The organism is Ruegeria sp. C10, assembly GCF_056537805.1.
The window spans coordinates 1-19,511 of sequence record NZ_JBQFSC010000007.1 but is presented as its reverse complement, the minus strand read 5'-3'; the positions used below and the strand labels follow the sequence as shown (position 1 = coordinate 19,511).

The 19,511-nt window shown below is 53.4% G+C and carries 17 protein-coding genes and 1 pseudogene; 6 read left to right on the top strand and 12 right to left on the bottom strand.

Annotation, left to right across the window (positions count from 1 at the left end):
* Nucleotides 1-54 precede the first annotated feature (54 nt).
* Both ACR0DE_RS20215 and ACR0DE_RS20210 read right to left on the bottom strand, forming a co-directional pair.
* Complete coding sequence (locus tag ACR0DE_RS20215; protein ID WP_480437252.1) at nt 55-1,314, bottom strand: TAXI family TRAP transporter solute-binding subunit; 1,260 nt, start codon at nt 1,312-1,314, stop codon at nt 55-57.
* Nucleotides 1,315-1,657: 343 nt separating this feature from the next.
* The gene (locus ACR0DE_RS20210) at nt 1,658-2,110 is read right to left on the bottom strand and encodes a MarR family winged helix-turn-helix transcriptional regulator (RefSeq protein WP_480755031.1); all 453 of its coding nucleotides are present in this window, start codon (nt 2,108-2,110) and stop codon (nt 1,658-1,660) included.
* 139 nt (nt 2,111-2,249) lie between these two features.
* Between ACR0DE_RS20210 and ACR0DE_RS20205 the strand changes: the two genes are divergently transcribed.
* Both ACR0DE_RS20205 and ACR0DE_RS20200 read left to right on the top strand, forming a co-directional pair.
* Nucleotides 2,250-2,618 carry an antibiotic biosynthesis monooxygenase family protein gene (locus ACR0DE_RS20205; RefSeq protein ID WP_170816173.1) on the top strand — a complete coding sequence of 123 codons (369 nt, stop codon included), beginning with the start codon at nt 2,250-2,252 and terminating at the stop codon, nt 2,616-2,618.
* Nucleotides 2,619-2,655: 37 nt separating this feature from the next.
* A complete protein-coding gene (locus tag ACR0DE_RS20200) occupies nt 2,656-3,099 on the top strand; it encodes a hypothetical protein (protein WP_480755029.1) in 444 nt (147 codons plus the stop codon).
* A gap of 199 nt (nt 3,100-3,298) precedes the next feature.
* On the opposite strand, the gene ACR0DE_RS20195 is transcribed toward ACR0DE_RS20200, so the two are convergent.
* Nucleotides 3,299-5,041, bottom strand: a complete 1,743-nt coding sequence (locus ACR0DE_RS20195) for an adenylate/guanylate cyclase domain-containing protein (RefSeq protein ID WP_480437261.1) — start codon at nt 5,039-5,041, stop codon at nt 3,299-3,301.
* A 227-nt stretch (nt 5,042-5,268) separates the two neighbouring features.
* Entirely contained in the window at nt 5,269-6,186 is a 918-nt protein-coding gene (locus ACR0DE_RS20190) for a LysR family transcriptional regulator (RefSeq protein ID WP_480437264.1), read from the bottom strand.
* Between the two features lie 102 nt (nt 6,187-6,288).
* Between ACR0DE_RS20190 and ACR0DE_RS20185 the strand changes: the two genes are divergently transcribed.
* The 3 genes from ACR0DE_RS20185 to ACR0DE_RS20175 all read left to right on the top strand — a co-directional run bounded on the left by ACR0DE_RS20185 (nt 6,289) and on the right by ACR0DE_RS20175 (nt 9,135).
* Entirely contained in the window at nt 6,289-7,155 is an 867-nt protein-coding gene (locus ACR0DE_RS20185) for an NAD(P)-dependent oxidoreductase (RefSeq protein WP_480437266.1), read from the top strand.
* Nucleotides 7,156-7,561: 406 nt separating this feature from the next.
* Nucleotides 7,562-8,134, top strand: a complete 573-nt coding sequence (locus ACR0DE_RS20180; protein WP_480437268.1) for a carboxymuconolactone decarboxylase family protein — start codon at nt 7,562-7,564, stop codon at nt 8,132-8,134.
* Nucleotides 8,135-8,355: 221 nt separating this feature from the next.
* A complete protein-coding gene (locus ACR0DE_RS20175; RefSeq protein WP_480437271.1) occupies nt 8,356-9,135 on the top strand; it encodes a methyltransferase domain-containing protein in 780 nt (259 codons plus the stop codon).
* 107 nt (nt 9,136-9,242) lie between these two features.
* Here ACR0DE_RS20175 and ACR0DE_RS20170 read toward each other — a convergent pair whose 3' ends face one another.
* Together ACR0DE_RS20170 and ACR0DE_RS20165 are read right to left on the bottom strand one after the other, a co-directional pair.
* A complete protein-coding gene (locus ACR0DE_RS20170; RefSeq protein WP_480755026.1) occupies nt 9,243-10,043 on the bottom strand; it encodes a class I SAM-dependent methyltransferase in 801 nt (266 codons plus the stop codon).
* A gap of 110 nt (nt 10,044-10,153) precedes the next feature.
* Complete coding sequence (locus tag ACR0DE_RS20165; protein ID WP_480755024.1) at nt 10,154-11,869, bottom strand: adenylate/guanylate cyclase domain-containing protein; 1,716 nt, start codon at nt 11,867-11,869, stop codon at nt 10,154-10,156.
* A gap of 398 nt (nt 11,870-12,267) precedes the next feature.
* Here ACR0DE_RS20165 and ACR0DE_RS20160 point away from each other — a divergent pair, with 398 nt between their 5' ends.
* Nucleotides 12,268-12,561, top strand: coding sequence for an antibiotic biosynthesis monooxygenase family protein (locus tag ACR0DE_RS20160; RefSeq protein ID WP_480437280.1), 294 nt, complete (start codon nt 12,268-12,270; stop codon nt 12,559-12,561).
* A gap of 308 nt (nt 12,562-12,869) precedes the next feature.
* Here ACR0DE_RS20160 and ACR0DE_RS20155 read toward each other — a convergent pair whose 3' ends face one another.
* The 6 genes and pseudogenes from ACR0DE_RS20155 to ACR0DE_RS20130 all read right to left on the bottom strand — a co-directional run.
* Nucleotides 12,870-13,907, bottom strand: a complete 1,038-nt coding sequence (locus ACR0DE_RS20155; RefSeq protein ID WP_480437283.1) for a hypothetical protein — start codon at nt 13,905-13,907, stop codon at nt 12,870-12,872.
* Between the two features lie 87 nt (nt 13,908-13,994).
* A complete protein-coding gene (locus ACR0DE_RS20150) occupies nt 13,995-15,830 on the bottom strand; it encodes a relaxase/mobilization nuclease domain-containing protein (RefSeq protein ID WP_480755020.1) in 1,836 nt (611 codons plus the stop codon).
* Entirely contained in the window at nt 15,827-16,246 is a 420-nt protein-coding gene (locus ACR0DE_RS20145) for a ribbon-helix-helix protein, CopG family (protein ID WP_170684007.1), read from the bottom strand. The genes ACR0DE_RS20150 and ACR0DE_RS20145 overlap by 4 nt, the downstream gene beginning before the upstream one ends.
* Before the next feature lie 472 nt (nt 16,247-16,718).
* A complete protein-coding gene (locus tag ACR0DE_RS20140) occupies nt 16,719-16,919 on the bottom strand; it encodes a hypothetical protein (protein ID WP_480437288.1) in 201 nt (66 codons plus the stop codon).
* 683 nt (nt 16,920-17,602) lie between these two features.
* On the bottom strand, nt 17,603-18,139 hold the full coding sequence (locus ACR0DE_RS20135; protein WP_480437290.1) for a hypothetical protein: 537 nt from the start codon (nt 18,137-18,139) through the stop codon (nt 17,603-17,605).
* Between the two features lie 177 nt (nt 18,140-18,316).
* Nucleotides 18,317-19,511, bottom strand: a pseudogene (locus ACR0DE_RS20130) (ParB/RepB/Spo0J family partition protein); the annotation flags it as partial.

The window sequence follows — 19,511 nt, the reverse complement described above, 5'->3', positions numbered from 1 at the left end:
AATCAAAATGGTTTTCTACCTTGGTTTGCTTGAGAACGTTGTGGTTCCATCAATTTAGGCAGTTCGACGACGCGCAATCTCCTGTCGAATTAGATCTATGTGCAAACGTGCATCATATGCTCCCTGGCGGTATGCGAGAGGCAAATTCAGATTTGCAAGAGCGGTGTCCACTTCTTCGATATTTTTGGCGACCGCTTCTACCTCAGTTGAGGTCTGTGCGTTGCTGAGTTCCTCCTCAAGCGCAGCGATGCGCTGATAAAAACGCCAGACGCGACGCTTTTGAAACCACACGTAACCGGATGGGACGATCCGCAGAAACGGCAATAAGAACAACAACGGCAACAGCAATAACAGTACGCTGCCGAACTGCGCTGCGATCCAATATGGCAAGACGCCATGCAAAAAGTTTGGCCCAGAGTTTATGAGTTCTGTGGCAATTTTGTTTAATGGTACAGGTGGCAAAGCCGTGTTTGGATACTCGCGCGCACTTTGCAAAATATTTGGTTCGCTATGAATGTTCTTTGCTGCAGTCACTAACCTATCGGTTACAGCAGGGTGCAGATCGGATGCGGCGATAAGTGAAGCTCGTAATGCTAAGATCTTAACGTCCTGCGGTGGTCTCGGAGGGTCGAGTGTGATTGATCCTGCCGGTACGGTTACCGAATTCGCTCCGGAAAGTTTCAATGCAAGTGCGTCGACCAAAGCCATAGGGACAAAAATAATTTCTGGATCAAAGATCGCATCCATAAGGTAAGGTGCATCGAGTGGAGCGACAAACAACGCTGCATCCGCTTCGTTGGCATACAACGCCTCTATCGCGTCATTGCCCCCGAAATCGACGAGGTCTATGCCGACATTTTGCAACCCAGCGGCCTCAATTAGCGCTATAGCGGCGGCGCGAGTACCAGACGCCTTAGATCCTGCAGCTAAGCGTATGTCTCCCCATTCTCCTGCGTTAGCCTCGACTGGACTAGACTTTCCGCGGAACACCACCATGGGTTCAAGAAAAATGGCGCCCAGAGACTGTAAGTTTTCGTCCCGAGGTAGTTCGAGGCCGCCTTGAATAAATGCGGCATCCACTTCGCCAGAAACAAGTTTCTGAATGTTCTCAACGGACCCCTCGGTTTCTACTAAAATTACCTGAATGCCGTCACGTGCAAGTTCTGCTTTGTAGAGTTGTCCAACTTGCCAATATCCCCCGCCGTTTATTCCAGCAGCCAGCTTAATACTGTTGGGCGGCTTCAAGCCAAAGATCAGAAAAACAAGCAAACCGATAAATATAATCGGAAAGAGAATGAAAAGAGCTAAGCGCATTTATTCTCACATTCAGATGATCGGAACCGATAATTCGTTCTCATTTGATAGCAATCTTTTTGCCAACGAGAAACCGATCACAGTGGGTAGCACTCGAAAGTTCGAGTTCTTCGGTTCAAGTATCCCTGAAGATTAAGTTGGTAGCGCAAAAAACCAAGAACGCTTGAACGAGGTTGAAATCAAAAACTGGCCGTCTACGCAACGATTTATCCTATCGCAAACCAGAGTATTAGTTTTGTCTTTTTTGTCGGCAATGTCCGCAAGGCAGACGTTGGCTCCTTATTGTGAACTTCGAATGTCTGCTCCGAACCCAGAACGTTCGATGCTGCACTCTGTACGAGTGTTAGCTTTGGGTCGAACTCTGATCTTGTCGCGTTGAGGTTTCTTCAAGGCGTGTTTTGAGATGGTCAACAACATTTTGCGCTGACGCAATATCATCTGGCGACAGGCCTTCCGAGAGTTCATTCACCCATGGGATTTGCTTCGCAATCGCGGCTTCATATAATTCCTGCCCCCTTCGTGTCATGACAACCAAGTGCGCCCGCTTGTGGTGTGGGTTCGACTGAAACTCCACTATTCCTTCTTTGCTTAATTCATTGATGATCCGTTGTACGCCCTGCCGGTGAACGCCCATCGTCCGTGCATGCCAGGCAACGGATTCCGGCCGATCAGAATAGGCGATGGCACCAAGAATCTGCCATCGGGCACTTGTCAGACCGAGTTCTGATACGAGGCGATCACCGGCAAGCTGCAATCGACCGTTCAGCCGAAACACATCCAGTATCAGCGCTGTCACGGCCTCTCCTTCTTCGGTCCTTCGCGCATCCGGCATGTCGATTCCTCATTTTATTTGACAACGTGTTGTCATTGTGTTTGGTGCTTCCTAAATATGACAACATGACACCAAAATGAAGTTGCTTGCAAGGAGTACCGAAATGGTCAGTTTCAAACCCCTCGACCCAGAGTTTCCCATTGATCGGCAATTGGGCATTGACGCGGGGCCCGTTGTTCTCGTCAATCTCTTCACAGTTGATCCCGTTGACCAAGTCGCCTTAGTAGAAGCTTGGAAGAGCGATGCCCAATGGATGAAAAAGCAGGCGGGTTACATCAGCACCCAGCTGCATAAAGCCCTTGGTGACGGCAGTATGTACCTGAACTACGCGGTCTGGGAGACTGTCGCGGATTTTCGCGCTGCGTTTTCCAACCCCGAGTTTCAGCAGCAGCTCAGCCACTATCCCTCAAGCGCTGTGACAGCACCCCACCTGTTCGAAAAGGTTGCGGTGCCGAATTGCTGCACGGCCTGACGAAATCCTTTCCAGAAGGCAATTTTAGAGAACCACTATGAAAACAAAGATTCACGCCATCGCGGGCGGCATCGGCTTTGTGATGATCCTCTTCTTCTGGACGTCAACGGCCACCAGCGAACTCTTTGCGAGCCAAGAAACAGTCGCGACCGTCAAGGCATTGATCCTAAAAGGCATGTTCATCCTCATCCCGGCAATGGCGATTGCTGGCGGATCGGGCATGGCAATGGGTCGGAAACGCAAGGACGCGCTTACGAAAGCCAAGAAAAACCGAATGCCTGTCATCGCGCTGAACGGCTTGTTGATCCTCGTACCTGCCGCTTGGTTTCTGGCTGGCAAAGCCGCTGCTGGCGAATTCGACAGCACATTTTACACGGTACAGGTGATTGAATTGATTGCTGGGGCAACCAATCTCACGATGATGGGACTGAACATTCGTGATGGCTTGCGAATGACCGGCAAAATTCGGCGCCCACGCTGAAAGCTCGATTCTAGTCCAACCACTGGCGAAATTGCCGACAATCGAGCAAACGCAGCGAACCAGTGCTATGTCCGCTTGTCGGGATTTGCAAAGTTCAGTTTGGAATGTCCGTTCTGGGCTGCCATCGGCCGAAAAAACAAAGCGCAGAGAAACGCGTCATTGAGGCCGCGCTGTTTGGACAAACGAGTTAATGTCGGTGTCAGCCGGTCAAACCTGCCTCTCGTAGCCCATCCACAAGACGTTCAAAATCATCTGGTCGCCGCCACATAGACCTGAACCCGCGGGCAAGGCTATCTACTGTGTCATCCTCATCCACAATTCCTCGGCTTGTGAACTCATCGTGACGTTCAGAAACAAATTCTTGCAATGCGTCGGAGGCGTCTCGCTCTCGTCCGAGCTGCGCGTAAGACGCGGCAACAAATGCAGTGGCCAACGAGTTAAGCCGCGCTGCTCCCATTAGAAAACCAAGCACTGCTTCATAGCTACCGTTGAAAAATTCGACCTGCCCCATAATCCAGTCGATGGCAGGCGGATGTAGCGGGTCCAGCGCCATAGCTTCCGAAACTACGTCGCGCGCCTTTTCGTGCTGGCCGAGCAGTAGGAAAGCATAGCCACACCAAGCCATCGACTCCGCCTCGCTTTCTATCATGGAAAGTGTCTTGTTGAATTGCGCTTCGGCCTCGCTCCACAGCCCGGCACAGAGATAAGCAAACCCAAGCTGGTCTTGAATGTAGACGTCCCGGTTATCCAGTGCCACGCCCTTTCGGGCAATTTTCAAAGTGTGGGCCGGTGCGTCAGCGTCTGCCAGACCAAGCCACAAGTCTATGACATATGTGTCCGAAAGATACATGTAAGATCGCGCGATGGTCGGATCGAGCGCGACCGCGCGTTCCAACAACGCTCTCGCTTTGGCCGTATCTCGTGCGTTCAAGCCGTCGCGTAGTGCCTTGCCCTTGAGCATCAGTTCATAAGCCTTCATCTGATCCGTTGGTTTCTGTGTCGAACGGTCGACAACATCGTGCTGGACCCTGCCTGGCAACACTGCGACGATACTTCGGGCCACCTCGTCTTGTACCGCCAGAACGTCCTCCAGTTCGTGGTCATATCGATCCGACCAGAGTTGAGTGCCCGTACCCGCGTCAGCGAGCTGTACCGAGATCCTCACGCGGCTGCCAGCCTTCCGCACGCTGCCTTCAACCAGGTAATCTGCGCCAAGAGCCTCCGCGATTTTGGCCGGATCTGTGTCCTTTGTTCGGAACCTGAATGACGCGTTTCTGGAAACAACCTTAAGCGTCCGAAAACGCGATAAGCCCACAATAATGTCTTCCGCAATCCCGTCGCTAAAAAAGGCCTGCTCGGGGTCATCGCTCATGTTGTGTAGAGGCAGGACCGCAATAGTGGCTTTCCCTGATGATTCAGGCCGAGGCGGTTCAGCACATACTGCGTTTAACCCGCCAATGCGCCAAGCATGTACCGGTTCGGCAACGTTCTTTACCGTGTGCTGACCAGCATCCTCCCAGGCGACCGGTATACGGTTCCCGACCACACGATATACAGCGTCAGACACCAACACACCGCCGGGTGGGGCAAGCTGCTCCAACCTAGACGCAAGGTTCACACCGGAACCAAAAACATCTCCGTCGCGCATGATTATGTCCCCAAGAGTAACGCCAATACGAAATTGGAGAGGGTCCTTACCTGCCGCTGATGCGTTTTGCCATTCAACCGCGCAGGAAACGGCGTCAACTGCGCTGTCGAAGCTGGCGAGCAGACCGTCACCCATCTGCTTGACGATGCGACCGTAATACCGACCGACAAGCGGAGCAGCAATATCGTCAATGTGCGCTGAAAGGACTTCGAGCGTGCCTTTCTCGTCCCGCTCCATCCGAGCGGTAAAGCCGACAAGGTCAGCAATCAGGATGGCCGCTAGCTTTCGCTCCACGTGTTCTCCTCCTTTCTTTTTCATACTGGTCGCTACGTGTTTAGACCATGCCAAAGTGCACAGGACTGACTTCTGACTTTGCTTGAAGTCGGCTTCAGCGTTGGGAAGCGCTGCGATACGTCTGCTTGAAGAGCTCACACCGCAAACGGCATTTTTAACCTCATCTTGCAAAAGGTCATGGCCGGTTTGGGTTGTTGCTATCCATTCGAGTTGAACACCTATTACAGTTATATCAAGTGAGCAGGCGTCCATCTGAAAAGGCTTTTCTCATATTCGGTAATTGAGTTCGAAAGCCACTTCTGAAACACCTTTGCCGCTGGGCGAACTGGTCCAGGCAGCGTGACGAGGTGATATCCGATCTGCGGGATTGGATCATCGAATAGCGCCACGAGATCTCCAGACTTCAATTCATCAGAGATGAATGCCGGAACCGTCGCCCCAACACCATCACCCCGGCGGATTCCATCAAGCAGCATGTTGCCCGGCAGGCGAACAACTCTCCTATCGGCGTCGGGTGGTACTCCAACCTTTTCCAACCACAGGTCAAATTCGACCGAAGCCTGCTCCTGAAGAAGAGTAAAGTCGAGCAATTCAATTGGGTCTTTGAGCACTCGTTCCCCAATCAATTCTTTTGCAGCGACCACAGTCAGACAGCCAGGTAGCAACATTTGCGAGGCCAGTCCCGACCAGCGCCCGGTGCCGTATCGAATGGCTATGTCAATGCCCCCTGGTTTGAGGTCGACAGCCTGGATTGTTGAGTCGATGCGAAGCTCGATATCCGGGAACTCCTGAACAAACGCCGATAGGCGCGGCATGAGGAATGCGCTTGAAAACATCGGTGTCGCACTGACCACCAGCGGGCGAACCGCTTCTGCACTTGATATGCTCTCAGTCAGGGACGCCATTGAGGCGAATGCTTCATGTAGACCTGCCGCTAAGAATTCTCCCTGTGCGGTCAGTGCGATACCGTGTCGCGTCCGAGTAACAAGCTGGGTTCCCAGATGCTGCTCCAGTCCTCGGATTTGTTGGCTGACCGCGGAATGGGTCACATTCAGCGCCCCTGCTGCGCGGGTCAAGTTTCTAAACTCTGCGGCGGCGGCAAAGGCTCTGAGAGACGTCAACGAAGGTAACGTGTGCCAATCCATAAGTCAGAAAATCTTACAATACAGAAAAATTTACAACTACGCGATTTCTCAATTCTCACGCATGTTGACGTGAAACACCAATGACCAGAACAGGAGGGAACCATGGCAACGCTTGCGGTACTCGGATTGGGCAACATGGGTTCTGCGCTGGCGCATTGCCTGCTCAAATTAGGTTACAGCGTCTGCGTCTGGAATCGGACACCTGAAAAGACAAAGCCGTTTGCAAAGGTAGGTGCAGTTATTTGCGTATCGCCGGAAGATGCTGTTGCCGCGTCCGATTTCGTCATCGTCTGTATCAAAAGCCACAAGGAAACCGTCGATTTGATCAGCGGTCTAAGTGTATCGTTGAAGGGGAAAACAATCTGCGACATGAGCACCGGCGACACGTCCGATGCTGATTCACTGGTCTCATTTCTCAGCGAAAAAAACGCAGACTACATGCTGGGCATGATCAATGCATACCCTTCCGGCATCGGTTGCAGCGACACCACCATCCTTACCGTGGGCAGTGCCGGAACTTGGGATCGCTACGGCGAAGTGATAAGGTCTCTTGGGGGAAAGTCCGCTCAAGTCGGTGAGAAACCCGCAGCTCTTGCGGCACTTTTTGCTGGTCTCTTCACCGTCCGGCAAGGGTTCATGTTTGGGATGATATACGGCGCACTGGTTTGCCAGAAAGCTGGTGTTCCTATGCAGGTCTATGCCGATCAACTTCCTGCGACGATCAAGCTGGTAAATGACTACTACGATCTCTTTGTCCGTACCGTTCCAACCGAGGACTATGACGACGCCGAAGCCTCGTTGAAAGTCTACGCATTGGCCCAAGAGGACGCGCTAAAGACCTGCGTTTCTCTTAATGCACCGGCTGACTTTATCCGAATGATGCATGACCGCACAAAAGCGGCGTGGGCGGATGGATATGGGGACAAACAATTGACCTCGTTGGTCGAGCACATGGCGGACGCCGGATAACGTCGGGCGATTTCTGTCAGAATGGTAGTTCGACTTGGACAAAAAACGGCTGCAAAGCTGCATACACGGGATTGCGAAGTTTCGGCGCCAATGTCTAGTTTGGGGCTGACTGCGGTCCTTTTGGAGCAATACTGCGGATGTCTGCAAAGTCCCGCATCTCGGAAGTTTCTACGCTTAGATTTGAAGGTCTTCTTTGGTGCTGACCGGACTTTGAGATTTACGAGAACCGCAGGAAAACACCTTTGACGAACTGCCGAACCCGCCGCCTTGCATCAGGCAAACCTGCCGTTCGCAATATTCCCACAGAATCTCTGTGCGGAACCCGGAATTGCGTTAAGGTTGCTTAAACACCTTTGGTTCCTCACGTGAGACGATGTAATCCAAAGCAAGATTGAAAGAGAAATGAATGAAACGCCTGTTTCCATCTCTGCCCGAGAACGCAACACTGGGAAGTGTCTATCAAGCCTTTCCAGACAAGCTTTCTCCGCTTTGTGCGTACGAAAGCCTTGTGATGAGGGGCGAGAGCGACCTCTCGGTTGCTGAACGTGAATTGATTGCAGCCTATGTCTCTGGCTTGAATGCTTGTGCGTATTGCCATGGGGCGCACATCGTTTTCGCCAAAGCCTACGGCATTGAGGTCGAGACAATCGAGGCACTGATGGAAGACCGCGATACGGCGCCAGTCGAAGATCGTCTCAAACCATTGCTGGCATACATTGAAAAGCTCACTGTCTCGCCATCCCGAATGACAGAAGCCGACGCAAATGCGGTCTACGCGGCAGGCTGGTCAGAGAGCGCGTTGTTCGATGCTATCCAAGTGTGCGGTGTCTTCAATCTCGTGAACCGCTTCATAGAAGGTACAGGTGTTCAAAGCCCTGGCAACGACCCAAGACAAGCAGACGAAGCCACATTGAACCGATACCGCAGTGACAGCTTCTATACCGATTTCGGACGAGAGAACGGCATCGACATCCCTTGAATTGATGTTGTTTAAACTTTCGAACGACGACAAAAAGCTGGCCCGATATCGCAGCAGAAGCGGCCTTATCTCCCGAGGTTAACCAATTTGTCGATACCAGTCGGCACCTTCAGTTATTTTGGTAGATCCATGTTCAAGCCTCAACGATCCATCCTGCTTTTCGTAGATAACCCAATTTCTGATAAGGTTTGGAGACTTGTGGGCTTTGTAAGGGTGGAGAGTTGCTTAAATTTGACGCTGAAACAACGAGATTACTAGAAACCGCCTATCAGGGAGCTGAATTGACGCGGCGAAGACAGGCTTCATTTGATGCGCTGCGCCCTGCTCCCGGTGAGACTATTTTGGACATCGGTTGTGGCAACGGGATGTTAACAGCGGAGTTGGCCCGCGCAGTTGGCTCGGATGGCTATGTCATCGGGATCGACCCAAGCGAGGATATGACAGCGGCCGCTAAAGAACGATGCAGCGACTACGCAAACGTGAAGTTTCGTGCTGGTGCCGCAAATAGCTTGCCCATTGAGGATGAGAGTGCTGACAAGGCCGTCTCGGTGCAGGTCTTTGAATACATCGACGATGTAGACGGCGCGCTTGCTGACACGCTACGGTGCGTCAAACCCGGCGGGCGCCTTGTCATCAGCGATCTACACTTTGGCAGCTTGATTTGGTTCAGCGGCGAGCCCGACAGAATGCAAAAGATGCTGACATCCTGGAACCAGCACTTTGTGAGTGGTTCCGTCCCGGAAAGACTGCCCGCACTGATAAATGCTCGCGGCGACCATGTGGAAGATGTCTTGTCGTTCACAATGACAGATCACCAACTAAAGCCTGATGGCCTCGCAATCATGATGATGCACCTCATGAAGCAATACGCTGTCGCGAATGACCATGTTGATCCCGCAGTTGCGCAATCGTGGTTTGACGAGCAGCTCGGCCTTGCGAAAGTTGGACGCTTCTTCTTTTCGATGACCCAATTTATCATCGTGGCGCGAAAAAAGGGGTGATCGTTCTACAATGCGCCACTTGACCTCGGCCGTGCGCGCTAAACCATCTTATGGAGCAAAGCTGGTGGCTGGCTGTTGTCTACCGTCGCAACTCGAATGCCAAGAGTTTAAGGCCGCCTCGCAATCAGTGTTGCAAATACCTGATAGCCAAAAAGTGTACGCTCTCTTGCTCGACGGCGATACTCGGCGACCAATCCATTGTGCAGATCCTCTCCAATTTCACCGCGTTTCATCAGCACTTTTCCCGTTTCTTCGACCCAGGGGAGCATTTGGTCATTGTCCAGAATACTTCTGCTTTGAAGACTGAAGTCTTCAACTGTGAATCCCGCATTTGAAGCCAGGCCGCGCAGCTTGGCGACAACAAATGGGTCGGTGACAAACTCGTTCACAAATATCTTGGCGCAGGCGTCCAGAGGATCGTTTGGCAGGTTTCCTAGTGACGCTTTCGAAAAGTCAGCGTCACACACCACGAGACACCCTCCCGACCGTAGGACGCGCGCTGCTTCGGCTAAAAGGGGTGCCGGATCTTCCACATGGGTAAGCACTGTGTGCATTATCAAATTATCAACTGAGCCATCATCCAGGGGCAGCGACGCTCCACCTGCGACCTCAAACTCCAAATTGTCGTAGCCCTCGACCCGCGCTCTTGCTTCGGTCACAAAGCCGACTGACGGCTCGAAACCAATAACACGCGCGGGTTTGGCTTTCTCCGCAATGCGGCGCGTGACAGCTCCCGCACCGCACCCGACTTCAACCGTCAGGCTATCTTTGGCAAACTCAAGTTTGGCCAGATAGTTTGAAACGATCTTTTCCATTGTGGGGTCGGCCTGACGCGCGTCCATCGAGTCGGCAAATGCGGAAATGAACTCCGCACCCGCAGCATCTACATCTTGAAACGGATCAGCCATCCCAACCACCCTTCAATAACGCTCAGTATTCTCTACTAAAAACCCTAGCATCACCTGAACAAAGAGCGGTTTCTACCAAAAAACAAAGCTCCCGCAGTGAAACGTTGAGTTCATTCGGGTAAACCGGCCAAACGCAACGATGCGCAGTCTTTCTCCAGTCTTTCTCGATCAGAAAAAAGTTGAGTTTTCGCCCACTCCGATATCGAAAACTGAGGACGGAACTTCATCACATTCCCTGCTTCATCGCGAGCGGCATCAAGGTTTTCCGTCTCTACATGGACGATTACAAGGTCGAGGTGTCCGAAGCCTTCAACCTTTTGACCATACTCGGTGAATGCCTTCTTGGCTTCTTCGTATTGACCGTCGAGCCGAAGGGCAAAACCCAGAACGCCAGCGTACCAACCTGGATAGTGTGGGTTGAGGGTAATGGCCTGTTGTGCGACGCGGATGGCTTCCTTTGCCTGCCCATTGAACCCCAATGTGAGTGACAATCTTGCTGCCACATCAGCGTGGTTTGGATTTAGCACTAGTGCCTCGTTGAACTTCTCGATAGCCGAAACCAGCTTGCCATCGATTGCATCAGCAAAACCGGCAATAGCGTGAGCCTCCGGGTTGTAGCTGTCTATTTCCAGAGCCCGCTGTGCGCAGTCACGAGCCTCTGCTAGCGCGGCACGCCGGTCAGCAACAAAACCATGTCTTGCTTCGACAGTGCAAATGAACCCCAAAGTACAATGAGGAGCCGAGTAACCCGGATCGAGCGCAATAGCCTGATGTGCAAATCGACGAGCGTCGGCCTGTGCTTCCTTTGTTATTTTGCGCGATGCCTCTACGGCTTGTAACTGAGCAGTCCAAGCACTCAGGTTTGTAGTCCCAGAGCCTCTGAAACGGGCCATTTCACCCGCCAGTAGTTCGACTTGTAGCTCGGTTGCTATTCTAAGAGCGATTTCATCCTGAACCTCGAAGACATCTTCAATTAGGCGATCATAGCGGTCTGCCCAAATGTGCATTCCGGATTTCGCGTCTATCAGCTGTGCTGTGATCCTCACCCGGTTCCCGCTTTGGCGAACACTTCCCTCGAGGACAAGATCGACACCCTGTTCCAGACCGACCTGTTTCACGTCAACGGAGCGACCCTTGTAGACGAATGTAGAGTTCCGCGCGACGACCAGTAAGTCAGGGAGTTTTGACAGAGTGGTGATGATCTCTTCGGTAATGCCATCAGCAAAAAACTCCTGATCGGGGTCAGAAGAAAGATTATCAAAAGGTAGGACGCCGATTAGCAGAGATTTTGCATGGCTAGCCGGAGTTACTCGAGGTGGGGCAGAACCTGGTGGCGACCATTGGAAAACTTCTATTGGTGACGGCGCGTTCTTAAACTGTCGCTCTCCAGCGCGATGAAATTGCTCAGCGAGGCGCTCGTCAAGGCTACGATGGACGACATCTGAAATTAACACAGCCCCTTCGTTGGAAGCCTCTTGTAACCTTGCGGATAGATTGATGCCATCGCCGAAAATGTCATCTTCGTCGAATACTACATCTCCAAGATGCACGCCCACTCGTAGTTTCAGTGAGGACTGAGTTGACACCTGGCTTTGAAGATCAAGGGCGCATCGCACTGCATCAGATACCGAGTTAAACTCGACTATCCATCCATCACCCATCTTCTTAACGACATTACCGCGATGATCGCTAACTAAAGGATCAAATAACTCTCGACGTAGAACACGAAGTTCACTGAGAGTCCGATTTTCATCTGCCTTCATCTGGCCTGAGTAGTTGACTACATCGGCCGAGAGCACTGCGGAAAGTCTGCGATCTCCGTTCATGTCTATTGGTAACGCAAAATTCCGTGCGTGGAAAAGGCAGCATGCTTTTTGGGTAATTCGCTCATCTTTCAGTCCATGGTTGTCTCAGCATCTGAAAACTACGAAACCTGATTTTGGAGCTGTGTTTCAGAGTTAGACCAGCCAAGCATCCAGACCGCAGTGAAGGTCAAAAATGGCGCAAACAGACCTACGCTGCATGTCTTACACATGTCAGGTTTACTAATGCGCCTGAAACGACGTTTTTTGGACGACCAAGGCACGTCAGAACTTAGACGAGCTTGGTAATATAACTCTGCACGGTCTCTGAGCTGAAACTGAGTATGTGCCAAAACGTGTTATAACCTTGGGAAAAGAGGCAGTCATACATCCAAGAGCCGTTTATTAAGGAGGATGGATGAATGATCATGCGAATTTTTCAAGTAGTGACCCAACCAGGTAAAGAGGAAGAGTTTGGACGATTTTTTTATAAAACGACGATCCCATTGATGAAAGGTACAAAAGGTATCGTGCAGGTGCTCCCTGGTGCCGCAAGAGCCGACTCACCCAGAGAGTTCAGTTTCGTAATGGTTTGGGAAAGCTTAGATGCGCTTAAGGCGTTTGTAGGCGAGGACTACAACAACCCACACATCGATCCGGCAGAGGCTGAATTGGTCCAATCCAGGACGATAAAACACTATGATCTGGTAGAATAATGACACTCGAAGATATCAGAGGTCCGGACGCCCTTGTTACGACCGGGTGATTAGAAAGCCATCTGAATGACACCAGTATCAGAATCTCCGACTGTTTATATGATAATGCAATTCTTCACCACCAGTACAGTGCTTCGGCGAGCATGTTGCTCAGCCGAAGCTTAGTCTTTGTCCGATCAAGTTAGGTCTTCGACAACCGCGCATGGCGCAATTCGCTTTATTGATTCAATTCCGTCATCCCGATGGAACACAGGCCGATCATGCACTAACAATCACGTTGGACCCGTCATAAAGGGCTGCTCACGTGGTCAAAGGCTGTGACCGTCATCTTCATGGACGTGGGTGGCCTGTTCGCGGGTATGGGCAATCTCTTGCACCACGGCGGCAATCTTGCTGGATGAAACCTGGTGCAGCTCACCGACAACGGCCTCGGCGCGCTCGTAGCTGTCCGGAACACCTTGGCTGTTAAAATGGGCGGCAGCGGTGCAAATGTCCGCGTCTCGCCAGGTCGCCGAGGTGCCAACTGAAATGCCGTCATGATCGTTGTAGCGGGCCAGGAACATGTTTCCATCGAGTCCGAAGCTGTTGGCGGTTGCAACTATGTCGTCACGCACTGCCAGCCATTTTTCGGCCTCGGACGGGTCCAGGTTGTCCATCTCGGCCGCATTCATGGATGTGGTGTAACTGTCGTCAGCAACAGTGTACGCCTGCAGGTCGGTGTCGTATGGGCGTAGCTCGGCAACATCGCCCTTCAGCTCTCCGATCTGCACGTCCATTGCAGCACGCAGATGCGGATCTTCGACCTCTCGTGCCAGAGCCTCCATGCTCTCGATGGAGTTCACAATGTCCTTGGTCTGCTGTTCGTAGTTCTCGAAACCGGCCTGCCCCAGAGCGGATTGCATATACTGAACATAGCGATCACCGGGCGACTGGTAATCGTCGGAATCCTGAAAACCTTTGTCGCCGGACAGATCCGCAAGGGACGAATAGTAGGGGTGATACAGATCGTATTCCCGAGCATCAGTCATGTGCTGAGAAACCAAAGCCTGCATATCGTTCAGATCAACCGGCTCCCCTGACCGCTCCGCGGCCTCCAATTCGATTTTCAATTCTTCGACCAGATCTTGTTGCGCCGTATGTTCGTCAACACGGCGGTTGGCCTGGTCCTCGATGTCATCCAGTCGGCCACCGATTGCGGCATTGTCATACCCCAGGTTCCGTTGCTCTTTCATGATGATGTCGATCTGCTCTGAAACGCGATCCTCGCGCGGGGCGGATTGATCGAATTGGGAATAGGGTGCGAAGTGTTCGACTTCGTTCAAAAGATAGTCTGTACGCGAAACCATAGTTTTTCCTTTGCGAGTTGATGGAAAACTCTTTGATGGATCTACCTACGGCGTTGGCGCGCTCATCAGGCAGACCGGGTGAACTCCTTATAGGCTGTGTCCGTCATCGTCGCCCCGCCCTTGCAAAAGCGGGTGCGTTGCGTGGGCATGAACGTCTGAAAGTTCTTCTGAGATTGCGATGATCCTGGAAGAAGCAAGCTGGTGCAGCTCGTCAACAACGGCCTCTGCCCGGTCGTGGCTGTCCGACAATCCTTGAGCCTGGAAGTGGGCCGCTGCGGTCAAAATATCGTCGCTGCGCCATCCCATTGTTGTGCCCAAAGTGACGTTCTGATGATCGCCAAAGCGGGCAACGAACGCCTCGCCATCGAGGCCGTAGCTGCTGGCCGTGTCGGTGACTTCCTTGCGGATCGCCGCCCACTGTTCGGCCTCTGGATAGTCCAAGACATCCATTTCAGTGGTGCCCATTCCCATCATCGTTGAATAGCGGCGGTCCTCGATGATGAAGGCTTGAAGGTCTGGATCGTTAGTGCGCAGATCCGCAACGTCGCCCTTCAGCTCGCCAATCTGAAGGTCCATAGCGACACGCAGATTTGGATCGTCAACCTCACGAGCGAGACCTTCCATCTTGTCGATTGATTGCAGCAATTCTTTGGTCTGAGACTGGAAGTCCTCATAGGCCCCCTCGCCCAAAGTGTCCTGCATATAGACCTCGTAGCGGCGTGCTGCCCGGGCATAATCAGCGGACGCCTGGAACTCCTTGTCATCGACAATATCAGCAAGGGCCGACAGATACGGATGGCTCTGTTCGATGTCCCGAATTTCGCTGATATGGGCAACAACCTGAGCCTTCAGCTCCGGCGTTATTGTTTCCTCAGAACCGCCTAATTCGATGTGTCGCCGCACGTTGCTCATGACTTCGGGCGACACATAAGACGGGTCTCCCGGCTCGCCGTAATCATCAAAATGATGGGCTTGATCCAGTAGGTGTTCCATTCTCGATACCATAGGTTCCTCTCCTTCAACGAGCTTGATGGCAAACTCTTCGATCCGGTCTTTGACGGCGTTGGCGCGCTCATCAAACAGATCCGACATTCTTGCGATGGAGAGAGTCATCACATCGGCGGCCATGTCGCGGGCTGTAACTTCGACGTCCGGAGTGGTTTCAACAACCGACATTCCGGCCTGAACTTTCCACGTGTCGGTCTCAACTTCCTGCCGCAAACCGCGCTCAAGGCGGGTCGTTGCGGTCAGCTCAATTCCGTATTCCTCAGCAACCTCGACCTGGATAGCGCGCTGAACGTCGATGTTCATTTCGCTGCTCATACCCATAGCCAACCACTGCCCATGTTCGACACCTCGGTTGTTCACAACGATGTGGACATGGGGGTTGTCAGTGTCGTTATGGAACACTGTCAGGTAGTCCCAGGTATCGCCAAAATCACCGCTGCCAAATAGGCGATCTGCGAACTCCAAACCGGCCTCATGAGCGGCGTCCGGATAGGTGCCTTCGGGAAAAGAAACGATCATGTGACGGGTGTAACCGTAGTTGGTTTTCCCGTTGAAATCCTCGGCCCAAGTCTCGATCAAATCACTGACCTGATCCGCATCAAGCGGGGTCACGCCGTTGTCGCGGATGTCTAACACACCCTCTGCGCGGACGGTCAGATAGTTGATCTGGCGGCGCAGCTCATGCGCGTTTTTCACCCCACCTTTGCGGACGTGTTTCACAACTGCCTCAGGCTTGCCAACCACGGCACCAAGCCGCGCCTTGATGGATGAGGCCCGCGAGATCATGAACTTCATACGCTTAGCGATCTGCAACTGCTGAGTGATCTGCTTAGAACGATCAACGCCCTTCTGAGCCTCGCGGAAGGCAAGCTCTAGGAAGTCTCCTGCTGTCAGATCGTGGGCAGCGGCGTTCATTCTTCAGGTGTCCAATCGTCGTCGCGCAAAATCCGGCGAATGGCGGATTCTGGTTCTCGGTTTCGGCGGGCTGCTGTGATCATCGCTTTCAAGTCTTGCCGGTGCTGGATGATCGCGCGATGGAGATGTTCGACGTCGCGGCGGTCATCATCCGTCCAGATCACCGAGCCGCGCTTGGCCGATTTCGCGAGCTGGTTGAGGTTGGTGTATCCACCCTGAACCTGCCGCAAGTGCTTCTGCCAGAGATCCACTAAAGCGGGGTCAGGATCGAGATACCCAACCAGTCGATAGATCAGACGCTGGATGACCTGGTTCCGGCTTTTAGACCCCAGCGCCTCCACAGCGTCTTCCAAACGCTCCAGGGCATCCACCGGCAAACGTACGGAAAAGACGGTGGTGTCAGCGGGTTTGCTCAATGTATACCTAAGGTTGTATTTTGTGTTTGTAACACAACTACCTTATCCTGTCACAATCTCCAAGAGTAAACCGATGTGATTTGAGAAATCCGTATTTTCTCCAATCATGATCGGAGCAACTTTGCTCTTGGAGGCTATTTCCACGCCGGGAAAAGGGTTCCGCCCCTTTTCCAACCAACAGGCGTGGGTGCCGGTGGACTGGCGCAGGGCAATCACGCAAAGCGTGGGCTGCCCGAACAGCGCCCGTCACTTTCCGGTACGTTCAAGTTCAGTATGGCATTTTCCGCGCGCCTCAGCGCGCTCGATTTCCCGCCGCCTGCGCGGCGGGTGTGGCAGGGGTGCGAACTGCCGCGTTGCGGCCGGACGGTGCCCCTGCCCGGCCGTTGGTCCGCGCGTCACGTGTGGCGCATGTGTGATCCGGCTCTTTGGCCGGAGCAAGGCAAAGGGCGGCTTGCGCCGCCCTGCCCTTTCGTCATTCGGTGACCGGCTCGTCATCGCTCCGCTTCGGGAAGGCCACCATCTCGACGCCGGGGAACATGCTGTGCCGGACCTGGATCGAGGTGATGTTGCCGGTCTCATCGGTGTTGACGAAGAGAACCCCGCAACGATCCCAAAAAGTCTTGCCTTCTTTTTCGCCGGTCTTGACGTTCAGTTTCAGAGTTTGAGTTGCCATTGTTTGATCCTCGCTGTGGCGCGTTTCGATGAACATGGGAAAAGCGGGCATCAAGGGGACGTCAGCAGGGAATTTGGTCCGCGCGGAATGCGCCGCAGGCGCAGGGGAAATTCCTTGTTGAAGCGCGGCGCCCGGCCCGGGCGCCGCGCGTCTTCCCCGACTGCCAGCTTATGTTCATCCCTTCAGAAACACGGCAGCTGAGGATTATCTCCGGCAACGGGTTTGAAACTGACAGGCCAGGTGAAAGGCAAGACTTCTTGGGATCGCTGCGCACGGGTCATCTGAACAAAGCGATGAGACAAGTGGCAGCAACATCACCTCGATCCGACGCAAACGTAATACTCAGTTCCGGGTGCGGGTGGACTTTCTGGATCGGATTGAGCGTCATGGCAATGAATGGAGGGGACTGACCGTGCAAGCCGCCCTTTCCATCTGGCGGAGGCCAAAGAGCCGGACGGTCCGGCCCTGGGCCGCGCTTGCGCGGATCAGGTCATCAGCCGGACTCAATTTGGCGGCGTGGACTTCGCAGTGACATCACCACGACCCGAGCGACCTTTCTAACGCGCGCCTGGCGGCAGGACCCGCGCATATACAAAGGCCGCGCGATGCCGCCCCAAGAAAGAGGACTACCGAAGCGGGCCACAAGTTGAACCAAAGGAAAGTCCGGAGGTATTGAAACCACGCTAACGCTTGCGCGCGCGATCGACAACACCGTCAGCTGTGATTGTGGCAATCCGGTCCTCTGTGCGCCGGGTCATTTCCACCCCGTCACCTGTCATATGTGCCTCGGCAAATTCCGTGAACTTGAAGATGCTGCCATCGGCTTCAACATGGGTTTCATCTTCCGTCGAGCGCCGTTTCACCGACCCGTCATGGCGGATTTCGATGATCGTGTTGTCAGCCATGCGGACCGTCACGGAATGCTCATCCGCGGCCATACCCTGCCACCACATATCCGCGTCTCGGCGCACAACGATACGGTTTGGATGCAGCTTGATCTGCACGTCCTGCGTTGCTTCCGGATCAACGGCTTTGACCACAACAATCGCCTCCTGTGCGCTGGGGTCGTTGTGGATCGATGCACTCCCGTTCTTTGGCGGCCAGAGCTTTGGCTGTTCGCGCGGCTTGCCTGTCTGATCCGTATGAAACCCGACAAACATCTGCGCGGATTTCCAGACGCGACGAGCGGCTTTCTCGAGCTTGTTCGATGAGGTGTCCATGGGTCTATCCAAATCCATTTTGGCGAAAGTACCAGCTTTAAAAGTAGGCCGGGTGGCCGACCTCTGATAGCTATGCGCGACGGGGTGTACGCGCAATGCCACTTTGAGTTTTCATCATTGAGGTTAACACAGCCAGAGATTGAAAGGCAGGGCGCAAAGCGCCCTGCCCCGTTAGGTTCAAAAGCAATCCGGCACCCAGGCATCGATCTTCGCTTTCTGTGCCTCGGTCACACCTAGTGCCGCCTGATGCTCTTTATCGTTGAAGAGCTTGTGCATCGCCTTGTTCTTCGCGCCTTTCTTGGATTTCGCGAAGGCTTTGAACATGTCGGTGTCGCCATTCAGGTCCAGTAGGTCTTTGTAGAGATCATCCAGCTGCCAGCCTTTCAACCGTTTGAAGCAGTTCTCAACCGACGGCGTCCAGATCGCGCGCATGTCAGCACCAATCTCAGCCTCGATCTCCGCCATGAATCCCTGGCGTTGGGTCAGGAACCGCCGGGCCAGAAAAGCTGTGATCTCTCCATTCCGGACCTTCTTGCCCATATCGCGAAACGCTTTGAACGCCTCCACACTGCCTAGTGCGGCCATCTCATGGAACTGGTCATAGGCTGCTTCTGCCGCCTCATCCCGTTCCCCGCCAAGGCGCGGGTCGAGGATGAACTGGTCGTCAATCTCAGGCGTGTTCCGCTCAGCACCGCCATAGCTAAACCCAAACAGGTTGCTGTTCAGACCGGATGCCGGAGTGGTGGAGAAGGCAAACAGGCTCAGCACATAATCCGGCTTATCCAGCAGAGCCGTTTGAACTGCTGCGAGCCGGATTGCCACCATGTCGTCGATGAACTTCTGCGAATAGGCCGGTTTTGGTGCTTCCTTGATCTCTGGCTCTTCGACCGGGGCCAGAATACCGGCCTCAATGGCGGCCTGCACATGTTCTGCCGCGACATAGGCCGAGGATGCTTTGATCTCGCCACTGTTGCCGACATAGACAAACACGCCGGACAGCTTGCGCTGCGCGTCGGAATAGAAGGGTGCTGCATAGTCTTCGAGCGCGGCTAATTCCTTTTCGCCAGCCTCATCGATGGCCTCAGCCTCATGGAGTTCGGCAAGTTCGTCATACCGTTCGGCCTGTTCTTCGGTGAACTCCCGGCTCACCATGTCCAGACGATGCATACCTTCGATGCCCGAAAACCCATAGGGAATGTAGCTTTCATCATGGGTGTCTACCCACTCCCACCCCTCTGCTTCGCGCAGCTTTGCTGCCTCTGCCGCCAGCTTCTCGGCAAACAGATGATCCAGTAAATCGCCTTCGTCGAACAGAGTTTCATCGGAAAAGAGATCAGCGGTGACGGTGCCACCCGCCTCAACATAAGCACCC

Coding starts and splice junctions, on each gene's coding strand:
- ACR0DE_RS20160 (WP_480437280.1), top strand. CDS start 12,268: ATGATCATGCGAATTTTTCAAGTAGTGACCCAACCAGGTAAAGAGGAA.
- ACR0DE_RS20185 (WP_480437266.1), top strand. CDS start 6,289: ATGGCAACGCTTGCGGTACTCGGATTGGGCAACATGGGTTCTGCGCTG.
- ACR0DE_RS20215 (WP_480437252.1), bottom strand. CDS start 1,314: ATGCGCTTAGCTCTTTTCATTCTCTTTCCGATTATATTTATCGGTTTG.
- ACR0DE_RS20200 (WP_480755029.1), top strand. CDS start 2,656: ATGAAAACAAAGATTCACGCCATCGCGGGCGGCATCGGCTTTGTGATG.
- ACR0DE_RS20205 (WP_170816173.1), top strand. CDS start 2,250: ATGGTCAGTTTCAAACCCCTCGACCCAGAGTTTCCCATTGATCGGCAA.
- ACR0DE_RS20190 (WP_480437264.1), bottom strand. CDS start 6,186: ATGGATTGGCACACGTTACCTTCGTTGACGTCTCTCAGAGCCTTTGCC.
- ACR0DE_RS20140 (WP_480437288.1), bottom strand. CDS start 16,919: ATGGCAACTCAAACTCTGAAACTGAACGTCAAGACCGGCGAAAAAGAA.
- ACR0DE_RS20155 (WP_480437283.1), bottom strand. CDS start 13,907: ATGGTTTCGCGTACAGACTATCTTTTGAACGAAGTCGAACACTTCGCA.
- ACR0DE_RS20135 (WP_480437290.1), bottom strand. CDS start 18,139: ATGGACACCTCATCGAACAAGCTCGAGAAAGCCGCTCGTCGCGTCTGG.
- ACR0DE_RS20165 (WP_480755024.1), bottom strand. CDS start 11,869: ATGAACGGAGATCGCAGACTTTCCGCAGTGCTCTCGGCCGATGTAGTC.
- ACR0DE_RS20180 (WP_480437268.1), top strand. CDS start 7,562: ATGAAACGCCTGTTTCCATCTCTGCCCGAGAACGCAACACTGGGAAGT.
- ACR0DE_RS20150 (WP_480755020.1), bottom strand. CDS start 15,830: ATGAACGCCGCTGCCCACGATCTGACAGCAGGAGACTTCCTAGAGCTT.
- ACR0DE_RS20170 (WP_480755026.1), bottom strand. CDS start 10,043: ATGGCTGATCCGTTTCAAGATGTAGATGCTGCGGGTGCGGAGTTCATT.